Below are 1036 nucleotides of genomic sequence, written 5' to 3'. Positions count from 1 at the left end.
TTCGTATGACTATGTATTCATCATACGATACCTACCTTAAGGTAGGTGGGTTTCCCCATTCAGAAATCTCCGGATCAAAGGATATTTGCCGCCTCCCCGGAGCTTTTCGCAGGCTATCACGTCTTTCTTCGCCTCTGACTGCCAAGGCATCCACCACATGCACTTAATTACTTGACTATACAACCCCAAACAGTCGTTAACACTTACAAGTGAGTGTAACAACAGGCTTGCGCCCACAGTTTGTTGCTTTGTGCACTTAAGCACTGTACAGCTTCAATCTAAATTCATATACCAAAACGCTTGATTCAGTTAATTTGCTAGTTCTCATTTCAATTCGTAATTAAACCGTAACACCGAAGTATTACTGTCAATCTTGAATTAAATGAGTTGAACAATTTATTTCAGACTCAATTTTTGCCAATCTATTAATGAATTAATGCGTCTTCGTCAGACCGCACTAAATACTGTGATATTTAAATCACAGAACTTAATAAACCATCAAATCTAATCATTCGATCTTTTATTAAGTTCTGCAATCTTTAGCTTAAAGCTCCAGTATATGTGTGCCTGCGCACAGCATAGCTGTTTGCTTAAATTTTAAGGAAAAGCAGTGCTTTTCTGATCTTAAAATTTGGTGGAGACTAGGAGAGTCGAACTCCTGACCTCCTGCGTGCAAAGCAGGCGCTCTACCAACTAAGCTAAGTCCCCAGCTTATCATCTGTGATTCGATGTATCGTAAACTGTGTTAAGGCGAATGCTTAACTCGAGCATAGCTCTCGTCTTGCGCTCGGGCGAAACATGTTTCGCTGACCCTCGCTCATGGTGGGTCTGACAAGACTTGAACTTGTGACCCCACGCTTATCAAGCGTGTGCTCTAACCAACTGAGCTACAGACCCTCAGATACATCAATGAAGAACAACTTGTTGTGGATTCTTACCAATCGTCAATCTTTCGTTAAGGAGGTGATCCAGCCGCAGGTTCCCCTACGGCTACCTTGTTACGACTTCACCCCAGTCATCGGCCACACCGTGGTAA

2 tRNA genes and 2 rRNA genes are annotated in these 1036 nt (G+C 42.7%); all 4 read right to left on the bottom strand.

Features of this window, described 5'->3' with window-relative positions:
• A 23S ribosomal RNA gene (locus FTV28_RS13495) occupies positions 1 to 177 on the bottom strand; the annotation flags it as partial.
• A 455-nt stretch (positions 178 to 632) separates the two neighbouring features.
• Positions 633 to 708, bottom strand: a tRNA-Ala gene (locus FTV28_RS13490).
• A gap of 112 nt (positions 709 to 820) precedes the next feature.
• Positions 821 to 897 (bottom strand) — tRNA-Ile (locus tag FTV28_RS13485).
• Between the two features lie 59 nt (positions 898 to 956).
• Positions 957 to 1036 (bottom strand): 16S ribosomal RNA (locus FTV28_RS13480); the annotation flags it as partial.

This window comes from Acinetobacter sp. YH12252 (genome assembly GCF_013417365.1).
GTDB lineage: Bacteria > Pseudomonadota > Gammaproteobacteria > Pseudomonadales > Moraxellaceae > Acinetobacter > Acinetobacter towneri.
Note: the sequence above shows the minus strand (reverse complement) of the source record. Positions and strands in the feature narration are given on the sequence as shown.